The sequence below is a fragment of the Nonomuraea sp. NPDC023979 genome (assembly GCF_040639085.1).
In the GTDB taxonomy this organism is placed as follows: Bacteria; Actinomycetota; Actinomycetes; order Streptosporangiales; family Streptosporangiaceae; genus Nonomuraea; species Nonomuraea ceibae.
Map to the genome: position 1 here is coordinate 149,699 of NZ_JBEZZG010000001.1, position 25,268 is coordinate 174,966.

General features: G+C 71.5%; 26 protein-coding genes. 18 read left to right on the forward strand and 8 right to left on the reverse strand.

Annotated elements, in window-relative coordinates; all coding sequences use genetic code 11:
- Positions 1-12: 12 nt before the first annotated feature.
- From AB0G11_RS00790 to AB0G11_RS00810, 5 genes are all read right to left on the reverse strand, one after another.
- Positions 13-804, reverse strand: a complete 792-nt coding sequence (locus tag AB0G11_RS00790; protein WP_357583074.1) for a hypothetical protein — start codon at positions 802-804, stop codon at positions 13-15.
- A gap of 65 nt (positions 805-869) precedes the next feature.
- Positions 870-1,289 carry a peptidase inhibitor family I36 protein gene (locus tag AB0G11_RS00795; protein ID WP_219501326.1) on the reverse strand — a complete coding sequence of 140 codons (420 nt, stop codon included), beginning with the start codon at positions 1,287-1,289 and terminating at the stop codon, positions 870-872.
- A 110-nt stretch (positions 1,290-1,399) separates the two neighbouring features.
- The gene (locus AB0G11_RS00800) at positions 1,400-2,170 is read right to left on the reverse strand and encodes an SDR family oxidoreductase (RefSeq protein WP_357583076.1); all 771 of its coding nucleotides are present in this window, start codon (positions 2,168-2,170) and stop codon (positions 1,400-1,402) included.
- Positions 2,167-3,177 carry a DUF4432 family protein gene (locus AB0G11_RS00805; protein ID WP_357583078.1) on the reverse strand — a complete coding sequence of 337 codons (1,011 nt, stop codon included), beginning with the start codon at positions 3,175-3,177 and terminating at the stop codon, positions 2,167-2,169. The genes AB0G11_RS00800 and AB0G11_RS00805 overlap by 4 nt, the downstream gene beginning before the upstream one ends.
- Entirely contained in the window at positions 3,177-4,352 is a 1,176-nt protein-coding gene (locus AB0G11_RS00810) for a DUF4185 domain-containing protein (RefSeq protein WP_219501344.1), read from the reverse strand. Before AB0G11_RS00810 ends, AB0G11_RS00805 begins: the two co-directional genes overlap by 1 nt.
- Positions 4,353-4,462: 110 nt before the next feature.
- Here AB0G11_RS00810 and AB0G11_RS00815 point away from each other — a divergent pair, with 110 nt between their 5' ends.
- From AB0G11_RS00815 to AB0G11_RS00840, 6 genes are all read left to right on the forward strand, one after another.
- A complete protein-coding gene (locus AB0G11_RS00815; protein ID WP_357583080.1) occupies positions 4,463-5,038 on the forward strand; it encodes a hypothetical protein in 576 nt (191 codons plus the stop codon).
- Between the two features lie 10 nt (positions 5,039-5,048).
- The gene (locus tag AB0G11_RS00820; protein ID WP_357583082.1) at positions 5,049-6,452 is read left to right on the forward strand and encodes a serine hydrolase domain-containing protein; all 1,404 of its coding nucleotides are present in this window, start codon (positions 5,049-5,051) and stop codon (positions 6,450-6,452) included.
- Positions 6,453-6,513: 61 nt separating this feature from the next.
- Positions 6,514-8,124: an ATP-binding cassette domain-containing protein gene (locus AB0G11_RS00825; RefSeq protein ID WP_357583084.1), complete on the forward strand. Its 1,611-nt coding sequence runs from the start codon at positions 6,514-6,516 to the stop codon at positions 8,122-8,124.
- A gap of 64 nt (positions 8,125-8,188) precedes the next feature.
- The gene (locus AB0G11_RS00830; RefSeq protein WP_219501350.1) at positions 8,189-8,989 is read left to right on the forward strand and encodes a hypothetical protein; all 801 of its coding nucleotides are present in this window, start codon (positions 8,189-8,191) and stop codon (positions 8,987-8,989) included.
- Between the two features lie 101 nt (positions 8,990-9,090).
- A complete protein-coding gene (locus AB0G11_RS00835) occupies positions 9,091-10,527 on the forward strand; it encodes a sigma-70 family RNA polymerase sigma factor (RefSeq protein WP_357583086.1) in 1,437 nt (478 codons plus the stop codon).
- 59 nt (positions 10,528-10,586) lie between these two features.
- Positions 10,587-11,684 (forward strand): NlpC/P60 family protein, encoded by a 1,098-nt coding sequence (locus AB0G11_RS00840; RefSeq protein WP_357583088.1) that lies wholly within the window; start codon positions 10,587-10,589, stop codon positions 11,682-11,684.
- Positions 11,685-11,687: 3 nt separating this feature from the next.
- Here the strand turns inward: AB0G11_RS00840 and AB0G11_RS00845 are convergent, their stop codons facing one another.
- Entirely contained in the window at positions 11,688-12,182 is a 495-nt protein-coding gene (locus AB0G11_RS00845; RefSeq protein ID WP_219501356.1) for an inorganic diphosphatase, read from the reverse strand.
- An 85-nt stretch (positions 12,183-12,267) separates the two neighbouring features.
- On the opposite strand from AB0G11_RS00845, the gene dacB reads away from it, so the two are divergent.
- From dacB to AB0G11_RS00900, 11 genes are all read left to right on the forward strand, one after another.
- Positions 12,268-13,689, forward strand: a complete 1,422-nt coding sequence (dacB, locus tag AB0G11_RS00850; RefSeq protein WP_357583090.1) for a D-alanyl-D-alanine carboxypeptidase/D-alanyl-D-alanine-endopeptidase — start codon at positions 12,268-12,270, stop codon at positions 13,687-13,689.
- A 24-nt stretch (positions 13,690-13,713) separates the two neighbouring features.
- The gene (locus tag AB0G11_RS00855) at positions 13,714-14,790 is read left to right on the forward strand and encodes a zinc-dependent metalloprotease (protein ID WP_219501360.1); all 1,077 of its coding nucleotides are present in this window, start codon (positions 13,714-13,716) and stop codon (positions 14,788-14,790) included.
- Positions 14,791-14,994: 204 nt separating this feature from the next.
- Positions 14,995-15,951 (forward strand): tRNA lysidine(34) synthetase TilS, encoded by a 957-nt coding sequence (gene tilS / locus AB0G11_RS00860; RefSeq protein WP_357583092.1) that lies wholly within the window; start codon positions 14,995-14,997, stop codon positions 15,949-15,951.
- 11 nt (positions 15,952-15,962) lie between these two features.
- Positions 15,963-16,514, forward strand: coding sequence for a hypoxanthine phosphoribosyltransferase (gene hpt / locus AB0G11_RS00865; protein WP_049568591.1), 552 nt, complete (start codon positions 15,963-15,965; stop codon positions 16,512-16,514).
- A gap of 237 nt (positions 16,515-16,751) precedes the next feature.
- On the forward strand, positions 16,752-18,746 hold the full coding sequence (gene ftsH, locus AB0G11_RS00870; RefSeq protein ID WP_219501365.1) for an ATP-dependent zinc metalloprotease FtsH: 1,995 nt from the start codon (positions 16,752-16,754) through the stop codon (positions 18,744-18,746).
- Positions 18,743-19,321, forward strand: a complete 579-nt coding sequence (gene folE / locus AB0G11_RS00875) for a GTP cyclohydrolase I FolE (protein WP_219501367.1) — start codon at positions 18,743-18,745, stop codon at positions 19,319-19,321. Before ftsH ends, folE begins: the two co-directional genes overlap by 4 nt.
- Positions 19,322-19,467: 146 nt before the next feature.
- Positions 19,468-20,274, forward strand: coding sequence for a dihydropteroate synthase (folP, locus tag AB0G11_RS00880; protein ID WP_219501645.1), 807 nt, complete (start codon positions 19,468-19,470; stop codon positions 20,272-20,274).
- Positions 20,271-20,717 (forward strand): nuclear transport factor 2 family protein, encoded by a 447-nt coding sequence (locus tag AB0G11_RS00885; protein ID WP_219501370.1) that lies wholly within the window; start codon positions 20,271-20,273, stop codon positions 20,715-20,717. Before folP ends, AB0G11_RS00885 begins: the two co-directional genes overlap by 4 nt.
- Positions 20,680-21,072, forward strand: coding sequence for a dihydroneopterin aldolase (gene folB / locus AB0G11_RS00890; protein ID WP_357583094.1), 393 nt, complete (start codon positions 20,680-20,682; stop codon positions 21,070-21,072). The genes AB0G11_RS00885 and folB overlap by 38 nt, the downstream gene beginning before the upstream one ends.
- Entirely contained in the window at positions 21,069-21,572 is a 504-nt protein-coding gene (gene folK / locus AB0G11_RS00895; protein WP_219501376.1) for a 2-amino-4-hydroxy-6-hydroxymethyldihydropteridine diphosphokinase, read from the forward strand. The genes folB and folK overlap by 4 nt, the downstream gene beginning before the upstream one ends.
- Positions 21,569-22,024, forward strand: coding sequence for a DUF3180 domain-containing protein (locus tag AB0G11_RS00900; protein ID WP_219501378.1), 456 nt, complete (start codon positions 21,569-21,571; stop codon positions 22,022-22,024). The genes folK and AB0G11_RS00900 overlap by 4 nt, the downstream gene beginning before the upstream one ends.
- 177 nt (positions 22,025-22,201) lie before the next feature.
- Here AB0G11_RS00900 and AB0G11_RS00905 read toward each other — a convergent pair whose 3' ends face one another.
- Both AB0G11_RS00905 and AB0G11_RS00910 read right to left on the reverse strand, forming a co-directional pair.
- The gene (locus tag AB0G11_RS00905) at positions 22,202-23,296 is read right to left on the reverse strand and encodes an acyltransferase (RefSeq protein WP_357583096.1); all 1,095 of its coding nucleotides are present in this window, start codon (positions 23,294-23,296) and stop codon (positions 22,202-22,204) included.
- Complete coding sequence (locus tag AB0G11_RS00910; protein ID WP_219501384.1) at positions 23,293-24,438, reverse strand: NADH-quinone oxidoreductase subunit D; 1,146 nt, start codon at positions 24,436-24,438, stop codon at positions 23,293-23,295. The genes AB0G11_RS00905 and AB0G11_RS00910 overlap by 4 nt, the downstream gene beginning before the upstream one ends.
- A gap of 101 nt (positions 24,439-24,539) precedes the next feature.
- Here AB0G11_RS00910 and AB0G11_RS00915 point away from each other — a divergent pair, with 101 nt between their 5' ends.
- Positions 24,540-25,268: a DoxX family protein gene (locus tag AB0G11_RS00915; protein WP_357583098.1), complete on the forward strand. Its 729-nt coding sequence runs from the start codon at positions 24,540-24,542 to the stop codon at positions 25,266-25,268.

Consider the following 25,268-nt stretch of genomic DNA (forward strand, 5'->3'; position numbering starts at 1 on the left):
CGAGCGGGGCGGTCACTTGAGCAGGGCGGTCGCCCGGTCGAGCCGCCGGCCCAGGTTGTCGCGGAAGGCGGCGAAGCGGCGGTCGTTGTCGCGCACGACGGCCCGCTGCAGGTCGGCGTCGGCCGCGTACCAGGCGGCGACCAGGCCGGAGGACCACTTGCAGGCCACGTCCGCGCTCGCGGTCTGCTTCTCCTCGTCGCTGACCTCGGGCTTCTCCAGGTTCCAGCGCCGGTCGGCGATGGCGGCCTCCGGCGACGGGTAGGGGTGGCCGGCCCGTTCCATGCACGCCTTCCAGCGGTCGACGGCCTGCGACACGGCGGGCTCCCTGGCGGCCTGCTCCAGAGTGAGCGAGTCCTGGAGGGCCAGCCATGACCAGTCGGCCTTGGGGGTGTCGCGGCTGAGCTGGGCGTCGGCCCGGTCGAGGCAGCCCTGGCGGCCGTTGAGCTGCCTGCGCGCGGCCTTGGTCAGCTTGGCCGTCCACGGCTTGGCGGGCGAGCCGCCGGCCAGGTGGTAGCCGTGCTCGGCGGCCTGGCGCGGGTCGGCGACGCCGTAGCGGCGGGTGTTGCCGGGGTCGGCCGCCGCGATGGCCTCCTCGTCCTCGGCGGGCGGGTTCACGGTGACGCCGTGGCGGCGCATGCACCGGACGACCAGCAGGTTGTGCGCGTTGGCCAGGACCGCCCGCTGGCCGGGGGTGGGCTTGTAGGCGTCGAACGGCAGCACCAGGTCGGCCACCGAGGTGACGCCGGGCGGTGGCTCCGGGGTGGCGCAGCCGGTCAGGAGGAGGGCGGCGAGGAGTAGGGGCACGCGGCGCCCGGTTTCCGGAAAAATCCGGAAACCGGCGCTGCTTCGGCTCAGTGACACCGGAAAGCTCAGCGGCACCAGATGTCGACCGAGCTGGCGCGGTTGTTGCCGACCGCGTTGTTGGCCAGGAAGCCGTCGTTGGAGTTGTGCAGGAACGTGCTGTGCGCACCCGTGTAGTACGCGTGCTGCCACAGGGTCACCGGGCAGCCGACGCGGTTGCGGACCGAGCTGGTCTCGTTGTCCATGCTGTGCCAGGAGTTGCTGTAGTCCCAGGTCAGCCAGTTGTTGTCGGCGAAGTTGGCGTCGTCGTGGACGAAGTCGCGCCAGTGGTCGACCTGCCCGCGGTTGTAGTCGAAGCCCGCGTACAGGCAGAGCCTGCCGCCGTAGCAGGTGGAGCGGGGGCTCGCCGAGGCGGTGGCCGCGGGGGCGACGACGGTGAGCAGAGCCGCGGCGGCGACGGCGCCGGCGAAACGCTTGGACAGCCTCACAGGGGTCTCCTTGATCGGGGTGAGTCCTTCGGAACACCCGTAACCTAGCGTGAGGCTTCGCGTGCGCTGTGTTATCGACGCGCGTCCGAGGGTAAAAGTGAGCGGCGCCGCTATTCCGGCAGCGCGGCCGGGTTCCTGGCCAGCAGTCCGCCGTCCACCCGGTGCTCCGCGCCGGTGATGAACGACGAACGCGGCCCGGCCAGGAACGCCACCAGCTCGGCGACCTCCTCGGCCCTGGCCACCCGGCCGAGCGGGTGCGCCCGGCCCCACTCGGCGACCTGCTCCTCCTGCGAAAGGCCGCCGCGCCACAGGTCAGCCGCCCAGCGCAGCATCGGCGTGTCGACCGACCCCGGGCAGACCACGTTGACGCGGATGCCGTCGGCGGCGTGGTCGAGCGCCATCGCCCTGGTCAGCCCGTTGAGCGCCGACTTGCTCGCGGTGTAGGCGGCCACCTGCGCCTGCGAGGCGAACGCCTGCACCGACGACATCACCACGATCGACCCGCCGCCGCGCGCCTTCAGCCGGGGCACGGCCGCCTTGCAGGTCAGGAAGACGCCCTTGAGGTTGACGTCCATCACCTCGTCCCAGACGTCCTCCGGCGTGTCGACCACCGTGCCGTAACGCTGCACGCCCGCGCACGTCACCACGACGTCCAGGCCGCCGTGCCTGGCCACGGCCAGGTCCACCAGATCGCGCATGTCGCCCGCCCGGCGCACGTCCGCGACCACGCCCGTGACCTGCTCGCTCTCGAACGCCGACTCCGCGTCGGCCCCGCAGAACACCACCGACGCGCCGCCGTCGGCCAGCCGGTCCACGACCGCCCGCCCGATGCCCGTCGAACCGCCGGTGACCAGCGCCACCTTCCCGTCGAACTCCCTCACGCAAGCACCTCCGCGCGCCACTTCAGCGTCTTGGTCTCGTACGGCTCCAGGACGAGTGCGGTGCCGTTGGCCACGGCCGCCGCCAGCCCGTCGGTCGGCAGACCGGCGAACGGCTCCAGGCCGAGCACGCAGGCCCGGCCCCACCAGGGGTAGTCCGCGCTCGCGCCGAGCTCCTGCCACATCCACAGATACGGCAGCAGCGTGGAGTCCCAGGCGACCCGGATGCCGGGCCCGGCCCCGAGCTCGTACCACCCGTCGTCGCCGAACCCGGTCAGGTAGACGATGTCGCTCGGCCCGCCCCGGGCGGGCACGACGCTCAGGTCGGTGGTGCCGCCGCCGTCGGCCGGGACCACCGGCCACTCCCACGGCCCGCCCGCGCGCACCCGCCGCCCGAGCGGGTTGATCGGCGTGTCGTGCGGGATCACGCGCACCCCCTCCGGCAGCCGGATCCGGGCGCCCGCCCTGAGGAACGGCGCCCCGTACACGAGGTGCTGTCCCCACATCGCGTGCAGCGCCACGCCGGACTCGTTCGCCGCCCGCCCCTCGACCTCCAGCACGGCCCTGCCCGGCCGCAGCCGCATCGTCCGCTCCATCCGGTACGGCAGCCGCCTGGTGCGCACGGTCAGGCGGATCGCGACCTCCTGCTCGGAGTCGGCCACGACCTCGCAGCGCCACGGCAGGCCGGAGACCTCGCCGTGCTGGGCCAGCCGGGCGCCCCGGTAGTCGCTGGGCGCGCCGCCGTTGGGGAACGCCTCCTGCCAGCCGCCCTCGTAGTGGTCGGCGAACGGGGCCACGTCGTCGGCGGCGCCCTGGAGGTGCCCGCGCGGGTCGCGCAGGCCCTGCGGCGACAGCCAGACGAAGTCGGTGTCGGTCGGCTTGTGCAGGAACTCGACCACGTCGCCGCCCTTGCCGGGCAGCACGGTCACGCGCAGCAGCTCGTTCTCCAGCGTGACGCAGTCGATGCCGTCGAGCGTGCCCTGGCGCAGCCGCGCCGCCCAGTTGCGCATCAGCCGAACTTCACGTTGAGGAAGCGCGGCCGGTAGATGGACACGTCGCGGTAGTGGTCGGTGTTGACGAAGCTGTTGACGTTGTAGGAGACCACCAGGCCGTCTCCCTCGATGGCGGGGTGCGCGTGGGCGTTGTAGGTGAAGATGTTGCCGTTCGTCTCGGGGGTCGTGTAGACGACCTGCTTGCCGGTGAACGGGCCGGTCGGGGAGCAGGACGCGTACGCGACGATCTTGGCGCTGAGCGCCTCGGTCGTGTCATGAGTTATCAGGACATAGCCGTTGCCGACCTTGCTGACGCTGTACTCGTTCGCCACGCCCGCCATCAGCCTGGCCGAATCCGCCTCGTCCCTCGACCAGGAGCCGCCGGCCGTGCGGAACTCCCACTCGCCGAGCAGGCTCTGCCCCTTCACCCTGGCCAGGTGCATGTACTTGGTGCCGCCCAGGTCCTCCACGCCGTAGACGTAGGTGTGGCCGCCGTCCTTCAGGATCGCCGAGGCCCACGCCACGCCGTGCCCGGACGGCAGGTCGTGCACGCTGACCGGGCGCTCCAACCGGCCCTGCGGGAAGCGCGCCACCACGTTGCGGTGCCAGCGCCAGTCCCACGCGCCGGGGCCGAAGCGCTCGTACTCCTGGTAGGTCACCTCCAGCAGGCCGCCCGCGAGCGTCGCGTCACCGGCCCAGAACCAGTGGTCGCCGTCGCGGGGCTTCATCACGGCGGTGGGCGCGGCCGCCGTGCCGTCGTGGATGGTGCGCAGCCTGCCGTCGCGCTCGACGGCGAAGGAGTTGTTGAGGAAGACCGTCGTGCCGCCCTCCTCCACGACCGGCGGGCGGCTGCCGTCGGGGTTGACCCGGCCCAGGAACGTGTCGGAGAACACCCACACCTCCCTGCCGTTCGGCAGCCGCACCGAGTAGGTGCCGTCGGCGCCGGTCCAGTCGTCCAGGCGGCTGTTGTCGTTGCCGTAGTTGGTGAACAGGCTGGTCAGCCGCTGGTCGATCGTCGTCCCCCGGAACGCGGGGGCGCACGGGGAGGGCGTGGCCGGCTGCTCGGGGACGGCGGCGGCCGTCGACGGCACCGGCTTCGGCGGCGCCGCCACGGCCTGCTGCGGCGCGACCGCCAGGGCCGTCACGGCGACGAGGGACAGGAGGGCAGATCTGGCTGAACGCAGTCGCGCCATCGCACACGTCCTTGGGGGGTGGGGGCTCCCGTACAGTTCTAGTGATTAGATCACTTGTTGTCTAGGCCCGGCTAGGCTCCTGGCAGATCCCCGACCGTGCCGGAGCCGCGATGCCCCGCACCACCGCCGTCCTCCGCAGTGCCGCCGCCGTCCCGACCCTGCTGGGCAGCCTGAAGCCGCTGCCGGAGTCGTTCGGCTGGTTCGCCTACGCGCCCCTCACCCCGGCGCTCGCCGGCGAGCAGGTGCGCCCCTGGGTCGCTCCGGCACTGCCGGTGGCGCTGGCGCTGCTGGCCCTCTGGGCGCCCCGGCTGCTGCGCCCCGCCGGTCTCGTCCTCGTCGTCGCGGCCCTCGCCGCCAGGCTGGGCCTTCCGCGCGGGCCGTTCGAGGACGACGCCGTCCACTGGGCGTCGGCGGGCGCGCTGGCGCTCGCGGCGCTGCTGCTCCTGGCCGCTCGGGGCGCGCCGCCTGACCGCCAGGCCGTCCTGCCCGCGCTCGCGTGGACGGGTGCGCTGCTGATCCTGCTGGTCCGGCCGGTGGCCGCCGGGACGACACCGCTGGGGCTGCAGACTCTTCTGGCCGCCGAGGCCACGCCGCTGGTCGTGGTCGCCTGGCTGGCCACGGTGGCGGCTCCCCGTAAGGAAGACGGCGGGGTTCCGCAATGGTCGCGAGGCAGGGGGCGTCCCTAGCTTTCTGTACGTGTCAGTAAATTTCGTCATCGCGCTCTGTCTCGCCCTTTCGCCCGTGTCGCCGCCCGGTCAGGTCACGCCGGCGGCCGTGGACGCGTTCGTGACGCGCTACCAGGAGGCGACGGGGCTGCCCGGCGTCGCCGTCGCCGTCACCAGGGGCGAGCGCGTCGTGCACGCCGCCGGGTACGGCCGGACCGCGGCCGGTGAGCCGGTCACGGCCGACACCCCGATGGCCGTCGCGTCGGTCAGCAAGTCGTTCACCTCGCTGGCCGTGATGCAGCTCGTCGAACAGGGCCGGGTCGAGCTCGACAGGCCGGTGCGCGGCTATCTGCCCGAGTTCGCGATGGCGGACCCGAGGGCGGCGAAGATCACCGTCAGGCAGCTGCTCGACCAGACGTCGGGCATGGCCGACTCGGCCTTCCGGGAGAAGAGCCTGCCGCAGCCCGGCACGCTGGAGGGCGCCGTGGCGCGGCTCAGGACGGCCCGCCTCGCCGCCGAGCCGGGAACGCGCTACAGCTACCACAACACCAACTACCAGGTCGCCGCCCGGCTCGTCGAGGTGGTCAGCGGGCGGCCGTTCGCCGGTTACCTGCGCGAGCGGGTGTTCGAGCCGCTCGGCATGCGCAACAGCACGACCATCGACACCGACCGCGACCTGCCCGGCAGCGCCCGCGGTCACCTGATGGTCCTCGGCCGGGCGGTCCCGGCGCCGGAGCCGGCCGGGTTCGGCAACGGCTCGGGCGGCGTCCTCAGCACCGCCGCCGACATGGCCCGCTGGCTGATCGCGCAGCAGGGCGGCATCTTGTCGCCCGAGAGCGTCAAGGAGATGCGCACCCCCTCCCGCCTGAACGACTCGTACGCGCTCGGCTGGTCGCTCGGCCGGACCGGGCGCGGCACGCCCGTCATCGAGCACGGCGGCGACCTGTTCACCTCGACGGCCCACCAGCTCCTCATGCCCGGCTCCGGCTACGGCGTCGCGGTCATGGCCAACACCGGCATGGCCTTCGGCGACGCCCGCGCGCTCCTGGACGGGCTCGTCGCCCTCGTCGAGGGAGGCACGCCCGAGGTCCCCCCGATGTCGCCGACCCTGGTCACGGACGCGCTCTTCCTGCTGGCCGGCGCGGGGGCCGTGGCCCTGGCGGCGCGGGGCGTGGCGCGCTCCCGCCGCTGGGCGGCGCGGCGCAGGGGACGGCAGCGGTGGCGGCTGCTGCCCTACCTGGCGCCGATCGCGCTGTGCGCGGCGCTGGCCCCGATCTTCCGGGTGCTGGCCCGGGGGGCCGACATCATGTGGATCCAGGTGGCCTACCTCTACCCGGCGTTCACGCTCTGCCTGGTGATCACCGCGATCGGCTGCACGGTGGTGGTGGCCGCCCGGCTGGTCAGCGCGGTACGGCTCCGGGGGGCGGGGAAATAGGGATGACCGGTGCTGAAACCGGCGTGTAACCTGCGCGGGGATCCGTAGGAGGGGAAATGCCATGGGACACGTCGAGGTCGGCCACCTGACGTATGTGCTGCCCGACGGGCGGCCGCTGCTCAACGACGTGTCCTTCCGGATCGGCGAGGGGGTCAAGGCCGCGCTCGTCGGGCCCAACGGGGCGGGCAAGACCACGCTCATGCGCCTGGTCGCGGGGGACCTGCAGCCGGTCGAGGGGAGCGTCGCCAGCTCCGGCGGGCTCGGGGTGATGCGGCAGTTCGTGGGCAGCGTGCGTGACGGCAGCACGGTGCACGACCTGCTGCTGAGCGTGGCCCCGCCGGCGGTGCGGGAGGCGGCCGCGCGGCTGGAGAAGGCCGAGCTGGTCATGATGGAGCGCGACGACGAGAAGGCGCAGCTCCGTTACGCCCAGGCGATCAGCGACTACACCGACGCCGGTGGTTACGAGATCGAGGTGCTCTGGGACACGTGCACGGTGGCCGCGCTCGGCGCGCCGTACGACAACGTGAAATATCGCGACGTGTCCACCCTGTCCGGCGGCGAGCAGAAGCGGCTCGTCCTGGAGGCGCTGCTGCGCGGTCCCGACCAGACGCTGCTGCTCGACGAGCCCGACAACTACCTCGACGTGCCGGGCAAGGAGTGGCTGGAGGCCCAGCTCCGCGAGACGCCCAAGACCGTGCTGCTGGTCAGCCACGACCGGCAGCTGCTCGCCAACGCGGCCGACCGGATCGTCACCGTCGAGTCGGGCAACATCTGGATCCACGGCGGCGGCTTCGGCACCTACGCCGAGGCCCGCAGGGCCCGCAACGAGCGCCTCGACGAGCTGCGCCGCCGCTGGGACGAGGAGCACGCCAAGCTCAAGGCCCTGGTCAACATGCTGAAGAACAAGGCACGCTACAACGACGGCATGGCCGCCCCCTACCACGCGGCCCAGACGCGGCTGCGCAGGTTCGAGGAGGCGGGGCCGCCCGAGCAGGCGCCCAGCGACCAGAACATCAGCATGCGCCTGCGGGGCGGCCGCACCGGCAAGCGCGCGGTCATCTGCGAGCGGCTGGAGCTGACCGGCCTGATGCGGCCGTTCGACCTGGAGATCTGGTATGGCGAGCGGGTCGCGGTGCTCGGCTCCAACGGCTCGGGCAAGTCCCACTTCCTGCGCCTGGTCGCCGGCGAGCAGGTCGCCCACACGGGCGTCGCCAGGCTCGGCGCCCGCGTGGTGCCCGGCCACTTCGCCCAGACGCACGCCAGGCCCGACCTGCTCGGCCGCACCCCGGTCGAGATCGTGATGACCGAGCACGCCAAGCTCAAGAACGAGGCCATGAAGGCGCTGGCCCGCTACGAGCTGGCCGGGCTGGTCGCCGAGCAGCGCTTCGACACGCTGTCCGGCGGCCAGCAGGCCCGGCTGCAGATCCTGTTGCTGGAGCTGTCCGGCGCGACGCTGCTGCTGCTGGACGAGCCGACCGACAACCTCGACCTGGCCAGCGCCGAGGCGCTGCAGGACGGCCTGAACGCCTTCGACGGCACGGTGCTGGCGGTCACCCACGACCGCTGGTTCGCCGCGGATTTCGACCGTTACCTGGTGTTCGGGTCCGACGGGGTGGTGTACGAGGCGCCGGAGCCGGTCTGGGATGAAAAGCGGGTCGTACGGGCGCGTTAAAGCTTTGGTACGGCAGGCGCGTGTCCCGGACCTGCCGTACCCATGAACGGGTTATCACGGCAAAGTGATCCCGCGTAGCCGAACCGTCAGCCTCCTCGCACTCGGGGCGATCTGCCTCACCGGGTGCTCGTCGGAGGAACGTCCGCAACAGCAGCTCAAGCCGCTCACGCTCAAGGAGCAGGCGTCGAACGTGGTCAAGTCCGCCGGCGGCTACACCGTCAACTGGGCGGGCGTGCTGACCAACCGCAACCCGTGGCACTTCGGCGAGCACGTGGTGGCCACGGTCGTCGGCAAGGACGCCGCCGGGCGCGAGGTCGTGCGGATGGACCAGCCGCTGGACGCGGTGCCGCCGGGCGGCTCGCTGGTGTTCACCGGCGAGGCCGGGGCGTCGGAGAAGCCGGTCAAGGTGAGCATCGACTACCGGCCCGCCCAGTGGCGGATGGCGGCCAGGATCGCCTCGGCGTTCCGGCCGTTCCCGGTGTCGCGGGTGCAGACGCTGCGCCAGAAGGACGGCTCGTACCTGATCACCGGGTACGTGTCGAACCCGTACCAGGTGCCGGCGGGCAGCCTGGTGGTGAACGCGCTGCTGCGGGACAAGGCGGGCAAGCTGCTCGGCGGCGGGAGCACGTTCGTGGACGACGTGAAGGCGGGCAGCCCGCCGCGCTTCATCCTGACGATCACCGGGCTCCCGCAGGGCAGCGCCGTGGGGCGGACCGAAGTGACGGCCCGCACGTGGGGCTCGACCGGCAGGCCGTACGAGGATCTGGCGCTCGGCGGGATCGTGCCGATGCACACGGTCAAGCCGACCACGGAGCCGTTCCAGATCGACCGGGGCAGCCAGGCGTTGAAAGCCCGGGTGCAATAGCCCAATTAATGCGATAAATCGTAAAAGCGGCTGGCGACAACCTATGTTTATCCCGCGGAATCGGTAGAACTACAAGTTACCAATCCATTACCTTCGGTTACATGAGTGACCGTGACCTGGTCGAGGCCCTGCGCTCCGGTGACCCGGGCGCCGTGGCCGTCCTGTACGACACCTACGCCGAAGGCATCTACCGCTACTGCTGGACCCTTCTGCGCAACACCGACAGCGCCCAGGTCGCGCTCCGCGACGCCCTGATCGCCGCCGAGGCGCACGCCGCCGCGCTGTCCGACCCCGACCTGCTGCGGCCCTGGCTCTACGCGCTGGCCCGGGGCGAGTGCCTGCGCAGGCGCATGGCCGACCTGCCCGACGCCGGCGAGACGCTGGCCGAGGCGCCCGAGATCACCGACCCCGACGACGCCGACCTGCGGGTCGTGGCCTGGAACGCCGTCCAGAGCCTGCCCACGGCCGACCGCGAGACGCTGGAGCTGAACGCCCGGCACGGGCTGCCGATGCCGCACGTCGCCGCCGTCCTCGGCGTCACCGCCCGCCAGGCCGAGGCGGCCCACGAAGCCGCCCGCGACCGGCTGCGCGACGCCATCACCGTGGAGTTCCTGGCCAGGAAGGGCCCCTACGACTGCCCGCGCCGGGCCCGCATCCTCACCGGCTTCGCCGGCGAGCTGACCGCCGGCATGCGCGAGCAGCTCGTCGCCCACGTGGCCCGCTGCGAGACCTGCGCCCCGCACCGCAACCGCCAGGTGTCGGCCGCCAAGGTCTACGAGCTGCTGCCGCAGATCACGCTGCCCGACGTGCTCAGGGTCCGGGTGCTGAGCTGCTTCGTCGACCCCGAGCTGCACCTCTACCGGCGCTACGTGGCCAGGCGCTCGGAGGCGCTGGACGCCGCCGGGTTTCCCGTTGCCGTCGTGCGGGGGCCGCGCAAGTGGCCTCGGGCGCTGGCAGGCGCGCTGGCGGCGGTCGCGACCCTGGTGGCGATAGCGACGATCTTCGACTACTTCGGCAAGGAGGTCGGCGGGCTGCCCGGCGTCGCCTCCGTCGCGTTCCCGCCGCAGGGCGAGCCGCCCGGCCTCACCCTGCCCTGGTCCGACCGGCGGCAGGTGCCCGGCAGCGTGGAGGTCGACAGCACGGCCACCCGCCCGCTCGGCGTGACCCCCGCGACGGCCGGGCAGCAGACGCCCAGCCCGCAGCCGCCCGTCTTCACCCCGATCGGCGGCGACCCCGAGCCCGTGCCGAGCACCCCGCCGCCGACCGGCCCAGACCTCGGCGACCCCACGCTCGACCCGGTCCACCCCGTCGACCCGGTGACCCCGCCGCCCGGCAAGCCGCGCCCCTCCGGCAAGCCGCCGGTGATGCCGTCACCGCAGCCCGATCCCACCCCGGCGCCCACGCCGACGACGCCCACGCCGTCGCCCAAACCGTCGCCGAAGCCGACGGCGAAACCGACGGGCAAGCCGACGAGCACCGCCACGCCGCCCGCCACGGCGACCCCCACCGAGTCGGTATCACCCTCTGTAACGAGCTGAGAGTGTGGCATTCGTTACTGTTGGGAAGTGTGTGCATAGAGTGACCGCAGGGGGATTCTATGCACGTCAGAGCCGGATTCCTGGTCGCCACCCTGGTCGTCGCGCTGTGCCCGCCGGTTCACGCCGAACCGGGGCCGCGTGACGTCGCCAGAGCGCGGCAGGCCGTACGGGATCGTGCGAAGGAGCTCGGCACGGCAAGCGCCGAGCTGGCCGAGGCGCAGGGGCGGCTCGACCGGCTCGCGGCCGAGGCCGAGCGGCTGGTGGAGGCGTACAACGGGGAGGTCGTCCGGCTCCGCCAGGCCGAGCAGGCGCACCGGGAGGCCGCCGCCCGGCAGAGCGCCGCGACCACGGAGGTCGAGCGGGCCCGGCAGGCGGTGGCGATGCTCGCCGCCCAGAGCTACGGCGGGCTGCCGCTGCCCGCCGAATACCTCGGCATGCTCAACGACCACGGCGACCACGACGGCTACCTGCACCGGGCCGGGCTGCTGCGGCAGCTCGGCGGCGAGCGCGGCCTGCTGCTCACCCGGCTGCGCGACGCCGAGGAGGTCGCCGAGATCCTGACCACGCACGCCGCGAGCGTGCACGCCGCCCAGCAGTACGCCGCCGAGGCGGCCGAACGCGCCAAGATCGCCGCCCGGGAGGCGGTCGCCCGGCAGCGGCGCGAGACCAAGGAGCTCAGAGCCAGGCGCGACGAGCTGCAACGGCTCGTCGACGCCGCCCGCACCCGCGCCGAACTGCTCGCCAGGCGGCGGCAGACCCGCATCGGGCACGTGCCGCTCTCCAGCGGCTCCTCGATGGGCGACGTGGCCGCCAACTGGGCGCTGACCCAGCTCGGCAAGCCCTACCTGTGGGCCGCCGACGGGCCCGCCAGCTACGACTGCTCCGGTCTGACCATGCGGGCCTGGGAGCGGGCCGGCGTGCGGCTCGACCACTGGACGGGCACCCAGTGGACGTCCGGGCCGCACGTGCCGCTCGACCAGCTGCGCCGCGGCGACCTGCTGTTCTTCGGCTACGACAAGAACGACCCGTCGACCATCCACCACGTGGGGATGTACGTCGCGCCGGGGCTCATGGTGCACGCCCCGCAGACCGGCGACGTCGTGCGGATCGCGTCGATGTGGCGAGGGGACCTGGTGGGCGCCACCAGGCCCCGCTGAAGGTCAGTGGCCGTGGCCCTCGTCCTTGGCCCGCTGGAAGGAGCGCTCGATCTCGGCCTGCGCCTCCATGCGGCCCACCCAGTTGGCGCCCTCGACCGACTTGCCCGGCTCCAGGTCCTTGTAGACCTCGAAGAAGTGCTGGATCTCCAGCCGGTCGAACTCCGGGACATGGTGGATGTCCTGGATGTGCGCCATGCGCGGGTCGGTGGCGGGGACGCACAGGACCTTGTCGTCGCCGCCCTTCTCGTCGGTCATCCGGAACATGCCGACCGCCCGGCAGGTGATGTAGCAGCCCGGGAACGTCGGCTCCTGCAGCAGCACCAGCGCGTCCAGCGGGTCGCCGTCCTCACCGAGGGTGTTCTCGATGAAGCCGTAGTCGGCGGGGTACTGCGTGGAGGTGAACAGCAGCCGGTCCAGCCTGATCTTGCCGGACTCGTGGTCCACTTCATACTTGTTCCGTTGCCCCTTGGGAATCTCAACGACAACGTCGAACTCCACCGCGGTTCCTCCGCTCGGCCCCCCGGGCACCCCCGGGCGGGCGTTAATGTCTCGTAGGCGAACACCAGGAGAGAGGTCAGGCGACGTGGCGCGGCACGAGCGGTGGGTGATGCTGACCACTCTCGTCATGCTGCAGGTCGTGACCATCGTCACCGGCGTCTATGCGATGAACAACGACCTCGACCTGAGCGCGCTGACGAGGCGGCCGTCACCGGCCGAGACGAGCGCGTCTCCCGAAGGGGTTCCCCCCGTCCCCGTGGTCACCGCCGGGCCTGTGCTGGCCCAGCTTCCGGCGAGGTCAGGAGACGGACCTCTCCCGACTAAGGGTACTTTGACGCAGCAGCTCACCGATGCGCTGGGTGACGAAGCGCTCGGCAAGCGCGTCGGCGCCGTCGTCGTCGACGTCACGACCGGCGAGCAGATCTTCGCCGCCGACCCCGACACCGGCATCACCCCCGCCTCCACCACCAAGGTCGTCACCGGCGCCGCCGCGCTCGCCTCCCTCGGCCCCGACACCCGCCTGGCCACCCGCGTCGTCCAGGGCGGCTCCGCGAACGCGATCGTCCTCGTCGGCGGCGGCGACCCGATGCTGCGCGGCCCCCAGGCCAAGCCCGGCGACTTCACCGACCAGGCGTCGCTCACCACGCTCGCCTCCCGCACCGCCGCTGCGCTCAAGGCCCGCGGCGTCACCAAGGTCACGCTCACCTACGACGCCTCCCTGTTCACCGGGCCCGTCCAGGCGCCCGGCTGGAAGCCCAACTACGTGCCCGACGGCGAGGTCGCCCCCGTCCACGCCCTCACCATCGACGAGGGCCGCCAGATTCCCGGCCAGCGCCAGCCCCGCGTCGCCGACCCGGCCGCCCACGCCGCCGCCGCCTTCGCCGGCGCCCTGCGCAAGCACGGCATCAGCGCCGCCAGGTCCGTACGCCCCGGCAAGGCCCCCGCCGGAGCCGCCGAGCTGGCCAGGGTCGAATCCGCGCCGATCTACGCCCTCGTCGAGCACACCCTCACCTTCAGCGACAACGACCTCGCCGAAGCCCTCGCCCGGCACGTCGCCATCAAGGAAGGCCAGCCGGGCTCGTTCGCCGGGCTCGCCAAGGCCGTCCCCCAGGTGCTCCACCGGCTCGGCATCACCAAGGGCGTCCAGGTGTCCGACGGCAGCGGCCTGTCCATCCGCAACCGCATCAGCGCCTCCGCCATGGCCCGCGCCATCGCCCTCGCCGGCTCGCCCCAGCACCCCGAGCTGCGCGCCGTCGCCTCCGGCATGCCCATCGCCGGCTTCACCGGCACCCTCGGCAACGGCCGCCGCTTCACCGGCGCCGACAGCAAGGGCCAGGTCGGCCTGGTCAGGGCCAAGACCGGCACCCTCAACCACGTCAACACGCTCGCCGGACTCGCCACCACCAAGGACGGCAGGCTGGTCACCTTCGCCTTCCTGGCCGACCGCGTCCCCGTCTACGCCGAACCCGTGCTCGACAGGCTGGCCGCCATCGTCGCGCGGTCTTGACGAGAAACACGTACGGTGGACGTTATGCAGGTGATCGACTGGGATCTGGCCGTCACGACCGGCACGCGCCTGGTGCGCCCCGGTCCTCAAGTGAGCCGGGAGGAGGCCAGGCAGGCCGTCGCCGAGCTCCGCACGCTCTCGCGCGAGGCCGAAGGCCACGTACGCGAGTTCACCAAGATCCACACCGAGACCGCGCCACAGCCCGCGACCATCGTCGACCGGCCCGGCTGGATCCGGGCCAACGTCGAAGGCTTCCGCGTCGTGCTGGAGCCCCTCACGCAGAAGGTCGCCAACGGCGCCAACCCGCCGCCCGCGATCATCTCCGCCGTCGGCTCCCGCATCACCGGCGTCGAGGTCGGCGCAGTCCTCGCCTTCCTCGCCACCCGGGTCCTCGGCCAGTACGAGCTGTTCCTGCCGCCCGACCCCAGCGGACGCGAGCCCGCCGGCCGCCTCACGCTCGTCGCGCCCAACATCGTCAACGCCGAGCGCGAGATGAACGTCAACCCGCACGACTTCCGCCTGTGGGTCTGCCTGCACGAAGAGACCCACCGGGTCCAGTTCACCGGCGTCTCCTGGCTGCGCGAGTACGTCCGGTCCCAGATGACCGACTTCCTGCTCGCCTCCGACCTCGACCTGCCCACGCTCGTCGACCGCCTGCGCGGCGCCGCCGACACCGTCGCCGACGTCGTCCGCGGCGGCGAGGGCAACCTCATCGACGTCATCCAGTCGCCCCAGCAGAAGGAGATCCTCGACCGGCTCACGGCTGTCATGACCCTCGTCGAGGGGCACGGCGACTACGTGATGGACGCCGTCGGGCCCTCCGTCGTGCCGTCGGTCGCCGACATCCGCGCCAAGTTCGCCCAGCGCCGCGAAGGCGGCTCCCGCCTCGACCGCACCATCCGCCGCCTGCTCGGCATCGAGCTCAAGATGAAGCAGTACGCCGAAGGCTCCGCCTTCGTCCACCGCGTCGTCGGCCAGGCCGGCATGGACGGCTTCAACCGCGTCTGGACCTCACCCAACACGCTGCCCACCCCGGCGGAGATCTCCGACCCGGACGCCTGGATCCGCCGCGTCATCGGCACCCCCGCCCTCCCCAGCTGACCCCCCGGCCCGGCCGCCTGACGGCAGCCGGTCGTCCGTTAGCAGGGCGGGCTTTCAGAGGAGCACCCTCGAACGGCCCTCCCCTCCGGCGCCGGGTCGGTGGGGTGATGGTCGGTGGAGCTCGGCGCTCTCGTACGGGTTGACGGCCCGGGCGGGGAGAATGGGGCTGTGGGACCGCATCCGGCTGTAGCCGATGTTCGCAGGATGGTGCGTGAGGCGCTGGCGGACGTGCCCGAGGGGGCGCTGGTGCTCGTGGCGTGCAGTGGGGGCGCCGATTCGCTGGCGTTGGCGGCGGCGACGGGGTTCGTGGGGCCGAGGGCGGGGCTGCGTACGGGGCTCGTGAGCGTCGATCACCAGCTTCAGGAGGGTTCCGGGGAGCAGGCGGCGCGGGTGGCGGCGTTGGCGGGGGAGCTGGGCCTGGGGTTCGGTGAGATGCGGGCCGTGGTGGTGGGCACGGCGGGCGGGCCGGAGGCGGCGGCCAGGGATGCGCGTTATGCCGCGCTGGGCGAGGCGGCCGAGGCTCATGGGGCGGCGGCGGTGCTGCTGGGGCACACGCGTGACGATCAGGCGGAGACCGTGCTGCTGGGCCTGGCGAGGGGGAGCGGGCTGCGGTCGATCGCGGGGATGGCGGCGGTGTCGGGCGTCTATCGGCGGCCGTTCCTGGAGCTTTCGCGGGCGACGACGGTGGCGGCGTGCGAGGCGCTGGGGCTGGCTCCGTGGCAGGATCCGCACAACGACGATCCGCGGTTCACGCGGGTTCGGGTGCGGGCGGTGGCGCTGCCGGTTCTGGAGAGGGAGCTGGGGCCGGGGGTGGCGGAGGCGTTGGCGCGGACGGCGGGGCTGGCGCGTGAGGACGCGGACGCGCTCGATCAGTGGGCCGAATCGGTGTACCAGGATTGCGCTCTAAGCGATATCGCCGGAAACGTGACGCTGGCCGTACGGGCTCTGGAAGGGGTCCCCGGGGCCGTACGGACACGAGTGCTGCGGCGGGCGGCGCTCGCGGCGGGAGCGCCCTCCGGGGCGCTCTCGGCGGGGCACGTGCGGGCGGTGGAGCGGCTGATCACGCGGTGGCACGGGCAGAAGGCGGTGGACCTGCCCGGGGGTCTGAGCGCCGTCCGGCGGTATGGCACCCTGATAGTCGCCATCCGTCCCATCGCGTAAGGAACCAACAGGTGGACGCTGCCGACATGGGCAAGGATCTGGAGAAGGTCCTCATCCCGGAGGACGAGCTCCAGGCCAAGATCAAGCAGCTGGCCGGGCGCATCGACGAGGACTACGCGGGCCAGGAGCTGCTGCTCGTGGGCGTGCTCAAGGGCGCCGTCATGGTGATGGCCGACCTGGCCAGGGCGTTGCACGTGCCGGTGCAGATGGACTGGATGGCGGTGTCGTCCTACGGGGCCGGCACCAAGTCGTCGGGTGTCGTGCGGGTGCTGAAGGACCTCGACACCGACATCATGAACCGCCACGTGCTCATCGTGGAGGACATCATCGACTCCGGTCTGACCCTCCACTGGCTGCTGGAGAACCTCAAGTCGCGCAACCCGGCCTCGCTGGAGATCTGCACGGCGCTGCGCAAGCCCGACGCGGTCAAGGTGCCGATCGACGTCAAGTACGTGGGCTTCGACATCCCCAACGAGTTCGTGATCGGCTACGGCCTCGACTACGCCGAGCGATACCGGAACCTTCCGTTCATCGGGACCCTCGCGCCGCACGTTTACCGCTAGCAATCCTGACTGTGGCCGGGAACACCGCGTGCCTTGACGTACGTTGGTAGGGCAAGACCGGTGTAGCGGGCGGTCCCTCCGTGCGCTCCTCCGGTGTACCTTCTGACTCCGGGAGGGTGACCCTGCGTCCCCTTCGGGTAGTCAGAAGTCGCGGTGTCGGATGCCGCGGCCCCGGGATTTCCCGGGGTTCCAGGCCATGGTCAGGAAGGGACGGGCCCGCAAGGGGTTCCGCATCGGATGGATCTCAAGCGATTTACACGTGGGCCACTGCTGTGGATCCTGGGCATCGTCGTGCTGCTCCTGCTCGTCACCCAGCTCTGGAGCGGCGGCGGCAACTACAAGCAGGCCGACACGTCAACGGTGCTCCAGCAGATCCGCACCGGCAATGTCAGCAATGCCAAGATCATCGACAAGGACCAGCGGATCGAGCTGACGCTGCACAGCCCGATCCAGGTCGGCGGCAGCGGCACGCCGACGAAGACGATCCAGTCTGACTGGGTCACCGGCTACGGCGCAAAGCTGACCGACGAGCTGCAGGCGCAGGTCGACGCCAAAAAGACCAAGAGCTTCGCGACCGACGTGCCCCAGGAGAGCTTCCTGGTGAGCCTCCTGCTCAGCTTCCTGCCGATCGTCATCATCGTGCTGATCTTCCTGTTCATCATGAACCAGATGCAGGGCGGCGGCAGCCGGGTGATGAACTTCGGCAAGTCCAAGGCCAAGCTGATCACCAAGGACACCCCCAAGACCACGTTTGCCGACGTCGCAGGCGCAGACGAGGCCATCGAGGAGCTTCAGGAGATCAAGGAGTTCCTGCAGGCCCCGGCCAAGTTCCAGGCGATCGGCGCCAAGATCCCCAAGGGCGTGCTGCTCTACGGCCCGCCCGGCACCGGCAAGACCCTGCTCGCCCGCGCGGTCGCGGGTGAGGCGGGCGTGCCGTTCTACTCGATCTCCGGCTCCGACTTCGTCGAGATGTTCGTCGGCGTCGGCGCCTCCCGGGTGCGTGACCTGTTCGAGCAGGCGAAGGCCAACGCCCCGGCGATCATCTTCATCGACGAGATCGACGCCGTCGGCCGCCACCGCGGCGCCGGCCTGGGCGGCGGTCACGACGAGCGCGAGCAGACGCTCAACCAGCTCCTCGTCGAGATGGACGGCTTCGACGTCAAGGGCGGCGTGATCCTCATCGCCGCGACCAACCGGCCCGACATCCTCGACCCGGCGCTGCTGCGTCCGGGCCGGTTCGACCGGCAGGTCACCGTCGACCGTCCCGACCTGGAGGGCCGTAAGGGCATCCTCAAGGTGCACGGGCGCGGCAAGCCGTTCGCGCCGGGCGTCGACCTCGACGTCATCGCCCGCCGCACTCCCGGGTTCACCGGCGCCGACCTGGCCAACGTGATCAACGAGGCCGCGCTGCTCACCGCGCGTGCCGACGAGAAGCTGATCACGATGGACATGCTGGAGGAGTCGATCGACCGTGTCATGGCAGGGCCCGAGCGCAAGACGCGGGTCATGTCTGACAAGGAGAAGAAGATGATCGCCTACCACGAGGGCGGTCACGCGCTGGTGGCGCACGCGCTGCCGAACTCCGACCCGGTGCACAAGATCACGATCCTGTCCCGGGGTCGCGCGCTCGGCTACACGATGACGCTGCCGATGGAGGACAAGTTCCTGGCCACCAGGTCGGAGATGATGGACCAGCTCGCGATGCTGCTGGGCGGCCGCGCGGCGGAGGAGCTCGTCTTCCACGAGCCCACCACCGGCGCCTCCAACGACATCGAGAAGGCCACGGCCGTCGCCCGCCGCATGGTGACCGAATACGGCATGAGCGAGCAGCTCGGCGCCCGTAAGTTCGGCAGCGGTCAGGCCGAGGTGTTCCTGGGCCGCGAGATGGGCCACGAGCGCGACTACTCCGAGAAGATCGCCTCCACGATCGACGAGGAAGTCCGCCGGATGATCGAGACGGCGCACGACCAGGCGTGGGACATCCTGGTCGAATACCGCGACGTGCTCGACAACCTGGTGCTCGAGCTCATGGAGAAGGAGACGCTCTCCCGCGCCCAGGTGCTGGAGATCTTCTCCCCGGTGGTCGTCAAGGAGCACCGTCCCTCCTACGCGGGCTACGGCAAGCGGCTGCCCTCCGACCGGCCGCCGATCCTGACGCCGAAGGAGCAGTCGGCCAACGGCTCGCTCACCTCGGGCCACCAGGACGCGCTGCCTTCCGGGGACAGTGCGTGAAGCCGCACGACGTAGATTTCGGCCGGATCGAGAAGGCCGTCCGCGAGATCCTGTACGCCATCGGCGAGGATCCCGACCGCGACGGCCTTCTCGAGACGCCCGCCCGTGTCGCCCGCGCCTACGCCGAGCAGTTCTCCGGCCTGCACCAGACCCCGGAAGACGTGCTCAACAAGGTCTTCGACGTCGACCACGACGAGATGGTGCTGGTCAAGGACATCGAGGTCTACTCAACCTGTGAGCACCATTTGGTGCCTTTTTACGGGTCGGCCCACGTCGGCTACATCCCGAACGACCAGGGTCAGGTGACGGGCCTGTCGAAGCTGGCCAGGCTGGTCGACGTGTTCGCCCGCCGGCCGCAGGTCCAGGAGCGGATGACGTCGCAGATCGCCGACGCGATCATGCGGGTGCTGGAGCCGCGCGGCGTCATCGTCGTGGTCGAGGCCGAGCACCTGTGCATGACCATGCGGGGCGTGCGCAAGCCCGGCGCCAAGACCGTCACGTCGGCCGTCCGGGGCGACTTCCGCACCAGCGACAAGACCCGCGCCGAGGCGATGGCGCTGATCCTGGGACGCTGACGCCTGACCGCGCCGCATGCATTCCGCCGGGGATGGATCGTTATCCACAACCAGGGACCCGCGATATCACCAGGTATGGGCGAGCGCCTAGGCTTGGCCTCATGACGAGAGTGCCGGGGCTGGGCGACGAGGACCGGTGCCTTGTCATGGGCGTCGTCAACGTGACCCCTGACTCGTTCTCCGACGGCGGCCTCTGGTTCGACGAGGGCGTGGCGATCCGCCGCGGCCTGGAGCTGGTCGCCGAGGGGGCCGACATCGTCGACGTGGGCGGCGAGTCCACCAGGCCGGGCGCCGCCAGGGTGTCGCTGGAGGAAGAGCTGGCCCGCGTGGTGCCCGTGATCAGGGCGCTCAACGCGGAGGGCGTGGCCGTCAGCGTCGACACGATGCGCGCCGAGGTGGCCAGGGCCGCCGTCGAGGCGGGCGCGCGGCTGGTCAACGACGTGAGCGGCGGCCTGGCCGATCCCGCCATGCCGCGCGTGGTCGCCGCCACCGGCGTCCCCTACGTGGTGATGCACTGGCGCGGCCACAGTCAGGACATGGACAGCCGCGCCGTCTACCACGACGTGGTCACCGAGGTGCGCGAGGAGCTCGCCAAGCGGGTCGACCTGGTGCTCGCCGAGGGCGTGTCCGAGGAGCAGATCGTGCTCGACCCCGGCCTCGGCTTCGCCAAGAACGCGGCGCACAACTGGGCGCTGCTGGCCGGCACGCAGCAACTCGCCGAGCTCGGCTATCCGCTGCTCATCGGGGCCTCACGCAAGAGGTTCCTGGGGCGGCTGCTGGCCGGCGCCGACGGCACCCCCCGCCCGTTCAGCGGCAGCGACGACGCGACCCTGGCCGTGACCGCGCTGGCGGCCCGTGAGGGCGCCTGGTGCGTACGGGTCCACCACGTAGGTCCCAACGCCGACGCCGTGCGCGTGGCCGCAGCATGGAAGAGAGCCGGAGCCAACACATGAGCGTCGACACCGCCGCCATCGAGACGGTCAACCAGGACTTCTACACCGCGATCGAGGACGGCAACCTCGACAGGATGACCGAGATCTGGGCCGAGGACACCGCCGACGACCAGGTGAGCTGCGTGCATCCCGGCTGGACCCTGCTGACGGGCCGCTCGGAGGTGTTGCGGTCGTGGGCGCTGATCATGGCCAACACGACCTACATCCAGTTCGTGCTCACCGACGTCAACACCACGGTGCTGGGCGACGTGGCCGTGCTCACCTGCGTGGAGAACATCCTCACCGCGGGCGAGGAGGGCGAGTCGAGTTTCGCCGCCGGCAAGGTGGTGGCCAGCAACGTCTACATCCGCACGGGTCAGGGCTGGCGGCTGTGGATGCACCACGGCTCGCCGGTGCTGCAGGGCGATGACGACGAGGAGGAGGAAGGCGAGCTTGAGCGCTGACCGGATCGCGCTGAAGGGCCTGCGGGCCCGGGGGAGACACGGGGTGCTCGCGGCCGAGCGTGAGCTGGGGCAGGAGTTCGTCGTCGACGTGACGCTGTTCCTCGACACCGCGCTGGCCGCGGCCGGTGACGACCTGGCCAGGACCGTCGACTACGGCGAGCTGGCCCAGGACCTGGTCAAGGTGGTCGAGGGCGAGCCGGTCGACCTGATCGAGACGCTCGCGCAGCGGCTGGCCGACGTCTGCCTGGCCCGGGAGCTCGTCGAGTCGGTCGAGGTGAGTGTGCACAAGCCGGCGGCGCCGATCCCGCTGCCGTTCGGCGACGTGGTGGTGACGATCGAGCGGAGGCGCGCATGAAGGTCGTCCTCGCCCTGGGCGGCAACCTGGGGCGGCGGTTCCTGACGTTGCAGGGGGCCGTCGACACGCTGTTCGACGCGCCGGGGCTGGAGTTCGTCGCGGCGTCGCCGGTCTACGAGACCGATCCGGTGGGCGGTCCGGGGGGCCAGCGCCCTTATCTGAACGCGGTGGTCGTGGCGGAGACCACGCTGCCGCCGCGCACGCTGCTGGAGCGGGCGCAGAGCGTGGAGAACGCGTTCGGGCGGGTGCGCCAGGAGCGGTGGGGGCCGCGCACGCTCGACGTCGATCTGATCATGGTGGGTGACACGGTCAGCGACGACCCGGAGCTGACGCTGCCGCATCCTCGGGCGCACGAGCGGGCGTTCGTGCTGGTGCCGTGGGCGGCGGCCGACCCTGACGGTGAGCTGCCGGGGCGGGGCCGGGTGGCCGACCTGCTCGTGGGCCTGGACCGGCGGGGTGTGCGGTTGCGCGAGGACCTGAAGCTGCAGAGGCCGGATTGAGGCCGACCCGGCCCGGCGTGCTCGTCGGGCTCATCGTCGTGGTCGCGCTGATCGCCTGGGGCGTGGTGCGGCTGGTCTACGTCGATCTGGTGCTGGTGCCGTGGACGGCGATCCCGACGATGCTGCTGCTGGCGATCGGCGAGGCCTACACCGCCTGGATGACGAAGGCGCGGATCGCCCGCAAGCCGGGCACCAAGCCGGTCGAGCCGCTGGCGGTGGCCCGGCTGGCGGCCCTGGGCAAGGCGTCGGCCTACGGCGGCGCGGTGTTCGCGGGGCTGTTCGGCGGCTTCGCGCTGCACACGGTGCAGCTCTTCGCCAAGGAGACGCCGCGGTCGGAGTTCTTCGTCTCGACGGGCTCGTTCCTGTCGTGCGTGGCGTTGATCGTGGCGGCGCTCTTCCTGGAGCACGCCTGCCGCGTCCCGAAGGATCCGGAGGATCAGCGGCCCGGCTAGCCGCTCGTCCTCCTGGCGTCGTAGGTCTGGCGCCACTGTTCGGCGGGCGCGTCCTGCCGGCCGAGCTGCTGTGCGAGATGCTTGCCACCGTGCCCACCGAGGGCTGGATCCCCGGCACCCGCTACGGCCTGGGCGTCTTCGACGACGTGCTCGCCGCCGAGTTCTGCTGACAGGCCCTCAGCCGGTGTCCGGCCGCCCGGTGCGGGGGCGGCGGCCGAAGAGGTAGATGACCGGGAGGGTGCAGATCAGCGGGCCGGCGACGGCCAGGGGGCGCTCCAGCCACCACCACACGTCCGGCGGCACCTCGGGCGTGAGGCTGCCGAAGAGCCACCAGGACAGGCCGAGCGCGATGGCCATGCCGGTCGTGTGGAAGAGGAACAGCGGCAGCGCGAAACGGTTGATGACGGCGTTGACCCGGTTCCAGCCCGGCCGTTCCAGGACCCGTTCCATGGCCGGGCGCAGCACCTCCACCAGCCCGATCTGGAAGATGAGCAGCGCGACGATGACGAACGTCGGCGGCGCCATGTTGGACCACTTGTCCCCCGGCACGCCCACCATGGAGCCCGGGTAGATGCCCGAGTAGACGAGCCCGAACAGGGCGAACAGCCCGGTCCACAGGATGCCGACGTCGTAGCGGCGGGGCAGGGCGACGATGCGGTCGTAGAAGAAGCCGGCCTGGTGCGCCAGCCCCCACACGATGACCATGTTGAGCCAGCCGGCCCACTCGACGTCGTAGCGGAACCGGACCACGTCGACGACCAGCGCCGCCCCGCCCAGCCAGACGAGGGCCAGCACGTCGTACTTGCGGTGCAGGAGGAGCGCGACGGGGAGGAGCGCGATGAGCACCAGGTAGACGCCGAGGAACCACAGCGGGCTGAGCACGAGCAGCACCACCCGCCACATCCACGGCACGTCGAACAGCCAGGTGACGACGGCGCCGACGGCGACCCACACGCCGATCAGGCCCAGCGCCGGGATCGCCAGCGACCGCAGGCGGCGCCAGACGAAGCGGCCGAGGCCGGTGCCGCGCTCGCACGCCCGGCCCCACGACAGCAGGTGGACGTGGCCGCCGACGTAGAAGAACAGGGGTAAGACCTGGAGCAGCCAGGTCAGGATCCACAGCCCGGAGGTGAAGCCGAGCGGGCTGGTGGGCTCGGGGCCGTGCGGTTTCCACTGCAGGATGGTGAAGGCCCAGTGCCAGACCACCACCACGATCAGGCTCAGCGCCCGCAGCCAGTCGACGTACCTGTCGCGTCGCGGAGGGGAGGTCACTTGTCGATGTCACCCACCACGAAGAACATCGACCCGAGGATCGCCACCATGTCCGAGACCAGGTGCCCGGGCAGCATCTCGCGCAGCACCTGGATGTTGTTGTAGGAGGCGGAGCGCAGCTTCATCCGCCACGGCGTCTTGTCGCCCTTGGACACCAGGTAGTAGCCGTTGATGCCGAGCGGGTTCTCGGTCCAGGCGTACGTGTGGCCTTCGGGGACCTTGAGCACCTTGGGCAGGCGCTGGTTGATCGGGCCCTGGGGGAGCTCGCGCAGCCGCTGGACGCAGGCGTCGGCCAGGTCGAGCGAGACCTTGACCTGCTCCAGCAGCACCTCGAAGCGGGAGTGGCAGTCGCCGGCGGTGCGGGTGACGACGGTGACGGGCAGCTCGGGGTAGGCCAGGTAGGGCTGGTCGCGGCGCAGGTCGATGTCGACCCCGGAGGCGCGGGCGATGGGGCCGCTGACCCCGTACTGCAGGATCTGCTCGCGGGAGAGCACGCCGACGCCCTTGGTGCGGGCCTGGAAGATCTCGTTGCCGTGGATGAGGTTCTCGATGTCGGGGACGCGGCGGCGGGTGTCGGCGACGGCCTGGGCGACCCGGTCGAGCCAGCCGAGCGGCAGGTCCTCCTTGAGGCCGCCGACGCGGTTGAACATGTAGTGCATGCGCCCGCCGGAGATCTCCTCCATGACGGCCTGGATGCGTTCGCGCTCGTCGAAGGCGTAGAAGATGGGCGTCATCGCGCCCAGCTCCAGCGGGTACGAGCCGAGGAACATCAGGTGGTTGAGCACCCGGTTGAGCTCCGCCAGGAGCGTGCGCGCCCAGACGGCGCGGACGGGCGGCTCCATGCCGAGCATGCGTTCGGCGGCCAGCACCACGCCGAGCTCGTTGGCGAACGCCGACAGCCAGTCGTGCCGGTTGGCCAGCACGATGATCTGCCGGTAGTCGCGCACCTCGAACAGTTTCTCCGCGCCCCGGTGCATGTAGCCGATGATCGGCTCGGCGCCGGAGATGCGCTCACCGTCAAGAGTGAGCCGCAGGCGCAGAACTCCGTGAGTCGACGGGTGCTGCGGCCCGATATTCAGGATCATGTCCTCGGTGGCCAGCTCCTTGGCCCCGGCACCGATTCCGACCACGCGTTCCGTCATACGGCCCATGCTGCCACCGGCGGGTCGGTCAAGGAACGGTATGGGGGCGCATCGCTGGTCCAGCCAGGGGGATGAGTACTGGAAACGGGGGAGAAAAGACCATGAAAAGGGTTGTGTTCGACATCGCCGCCCTGATCGCACGGGTGGTGATCGGCGTCATCTTCCTGGCGCACGGGCTGCAGAAGTGGCAGGCCGGGCTGGGCGCCACGAGCGGCATGTTCGCCGAGTCGGGCGTGCCGATGCCGCAGCTCGCCGCCGCGTTCGTCACGGTGGCCGAGACGGTCGGCGGCATCCTGCTGATCCTCGGCCTGCTGGTGCGGCCGGCCGCGCTGGTGCTGCTCATCGGCATGATCGGCGCGGCTGTGTTCGTGCACGCGCCGAACGGCATCTTCGTCCAGGAGGGCGGCTGGGAGCTCGTCGGAGCGCTCGGCGCGGCGTCGCTGCTGTTCCTGGCGCTGGGCGGGGGACGCTTCGGCCTCGACGGGATTCTCGGCGCCGTGTACAGGCGCCGGGCCGAGCGGCGGGCGGCCGAGCGGGACGCGGCGGCGGGCGCCACGACGACCGTGGACAGGCCGGCGCCCGACACGAAGGCCGCCTACCCGGACGAACGGCACTCGGTGCCCCGGCAGCCCGCCGAGCACGAGCGCACGCAGGCGGCTGACTACGACCGCACACAGGCGAGCGAGTACGACCGCACGCAGGCCGCCGAGCCCGCCGAGCGTCCGCACCCGGCCGAGCACCGGCCGGGCGGGCTGAGCGAGGAGGACATGCGCGACGTGGACGCGGTGGTGAACGACCAGCCGACGCGCCCGAAGCCGCCGAACCGCTGA

Excerpts from the sequence above, each read along its gene's own strand:
- folB (WP_357583094.1), top strand. The coding sequence starts at position 20,680 with ATGACGACGAGGAGGAGGAAGGCGAGCTTGAGCGCTGACCGGATCGCG.
- AB0G11_RS00915 (WP_357583098.1), top strand. The coding sequence starts at position 24,540 with ATGAAAAGGGTTGTGTTCGACATCGCCGCCCTGATCGCACGGGTGGTG.
- AB0G11_RS00835 (WP_357583086.1), top strand. The coding sequence starts at position 9,091 with ATGAGTGACCGTGACCTGGTCGAGGCCCTGCGCTCCGGTGACCCGGGC.
- folP (WP_219501645.1), top strand. The coding sequence starts at position 19,468 with ATGGGCGTCGTCAACGTGACCCCTGACTCGTTCTCCGACGGCGGCCTC.
- AB0G11_RS00910 (WP_219501384.1), bottom strand. The coding sequence starts at position 24,438 with ATGACGGAACGCGTGGTCGGAATCGGTGCCGGGGCCAAGGAGCTGGCC.
- AB0G11_RS00840 (WP_357583088.1), top strand. The coding sequence starts at position 10,587 with ATGCACGTCAGAGCCGGATTCCTGGTCGCCACCCTGGTCGTCGCGCTG.
- ftsH (WP_219501365.1), top strand. The coding sequence starts at position 16,752 with ATGGATCTCAAGCGATTTACACGTGGGCCACTGCTGTGGATCCTGGGC.
- AB0G11_RS00855 (WP_219501360.1), top strand. The coding sequence starts at position 13,714 with ATGCAGGTGATCGACTGGGATCTGGCCGTCACGACCGGCACGCGCCTG.
- AB0G11_RS00805 (WP_357583078.1), bottom strand. The coding sequence starts at position 3,177 with ATGCGCAACTGGGCGGCGCGGCTGCGCCAGGGCACGCTCGACGGCATC.
- tilS (WP_357583092.1), top strand. The coding sequence starts at position 14,995 with ATGGTGCGTGAGGCGCTGGCGGACGTGCCCGAGGGGGCGCTGGTGCTC.
- AB0G11_RS00815 (WP_357583080.1), top strand. The coding sequence starts at position 4,463 with ATGCCCCGCACCACCGCCGTCCTCCGCAGTGCCGCCGCCGTCCCGACC.
- AB0G11_RS00825 (WP_357583084.1), top strand. The coding sequence starts at position 6,514 with ATGGGACACGTCGAGGTCGGCCACCTGACGTATGTGCTGCCCGACGGG.
- folK (WP_219501376.1), top strand. The coding sequence starts at position 21,069 with ATGAAGGTCGTCCTCGCCCTGGGCGGCAACCTGGGGCGGCGGTTCCTG.
- AB0G11_RS00885 (WP_219501370.1), top strand. The coding sequence starts at position 20,271 with ATGAGCGTCGACACCGCCGCCATCGAGACGGTCAACCAGGACTTCTAC.
- AB0G11_RS00810 (WP_219501344.1), bottom strand. The coding sequence starts at position 4,352 with ATGGCGCGACTGCGTTCAGCCAGATCTGCCCTCCTGTCCCTCGTCGCC.